1 protein-coding gene is annotated in these 1,210 nt (G+C 70.7%); it reads right to left on the minus strand.

Annotated features, from left to right (window positions below):
- Window positions 1-250: 250 nt before the first annotated feature.
- A complete protein-coding gene (locus ABTZ89_RS38805) occupies window positions 251-847 on the minus strand; it encodes an Rv1733c family protein (protein ID WP_502949660.1) in 597 nt (198 codons plus the stop codon).
- Window positions 848-1,210: the final 363 nt, after the last annotated feature.

Consider the following 1,210-nt stretch of genomic DNA (forward strand, 5'->3'; position numbering starts at 1 on the left):
TCAGTCCTGTCACCCATGTCCTCGCCTCCGTTCCGGGAGGGCACCCCCGACCGTGGAGCACCCGCCGCAGCCCGGCTAGAGGCGATGGTCACGAGGTCTTCGCAGCCTTCCACTTTCCCGACGCGGCGCTGAACGACCTCACCTCGTCCCACGCCGACGAGGTCACCGGATGCCCCGAGTACAAGGGCACCGCAGCGCCGAGCCGCAGCTCGGAAGCACCCGGGATTGACGCAGCGCACCGCCCGACGGCTCAGTACTGCTGGCGACGGGTCCACTTCGGCCCGACGACCTCCCACTCCCTGGCCCAGGAACGGATTCCCAGTGCTTCTCCCGCAGCCCGGGCGCCGGCGATGAGCGCGATGCACACCACTTCTCCCGCCGCCCACGCACCGAAGGCCGTCCCGGTGGCCGCATCGTGGATCTGGCGTTCGCTCCGCGGCGGCGTCGAGAGCCGGTCCGAGGTGTCGACCCACAGCGGGACCGCGCTGCCCACGACGGTGCTCGGCGCCACCGAGGCCGTCGCGAAGTGCGGAGCTCCGTCCGCTCCCGTCCACCGCACCTCGGCCGAGTAGCGCTGGGGTTTGACATCGGAACCGGTCTCGACCGCATCGGGCGTGGGCGGGCTGAGCACGGTGGCATCGACCTGGTGCCGCGTGGCAGCGGCGGCTGCGGCAGCGCGCAAACCCGCGTCGTAGGACGTCTCCCCCGCCACCACCGCCGCGACCGGGACACCGAGCAGGCCGATGAGGAGCAGTCCGAGGATCAACGCGGTCACGACCTTGTCCGAGCGGCGCCGAAGCGGATTCGACGTCAGCCCCATCGTTCGCGCAAACCGGCGGAAGTTCATCGGACGCTCCTGGAACGGGCTACCTCCAGGCTGTTCGCCTTTCGGTTCCCGCTTAAGGGTCCTTCGTCCCCGGCCGCCGTCAGCGCAGCTAGACCGTGCGTCCGCCCCTCCTGAAGCGCTGGCACGACCGGTCGGTTGCACCGCGTTGAGCGAGACTGGGGAAGCTCGTTGGAACCGGGGTGTCCGCGATGGCTGGATTCGAATCTCTGTACCGGCACGGTTTCGCACGGGTCGCCGCAGGCGTGCCCGTGGTCGGCGGCGCCGACCCCGAGCTCAACGCCGACCGCACCATCGAGCTGGCACGACGCGCGGCCGCCGACCACGCGGTGCTCGCGCTGTTCCCCGAGCTGGGCTTGTCCTCCT

The organism is Saccharopolyspora sp. NPDC002686 (assembly GCF_040295745.1).
GTDB classification, from domain to species: Bacteria; Actinomycetota; Actinomycetes; order Mycobacteriales; family Pseudonocardiaceae; genus Saccharopolyspora; species Saccharopolyspora oryzae.

Coding starts and splice junctions, on each gene's coding strand:
- ABTZ89_RS38805 (WP_502949660.1), bottom strand. CDS start 847: ATGAACTTCCGCCGGTTTGCGCGAACGATGGGGCTGACGTCGAATCCG.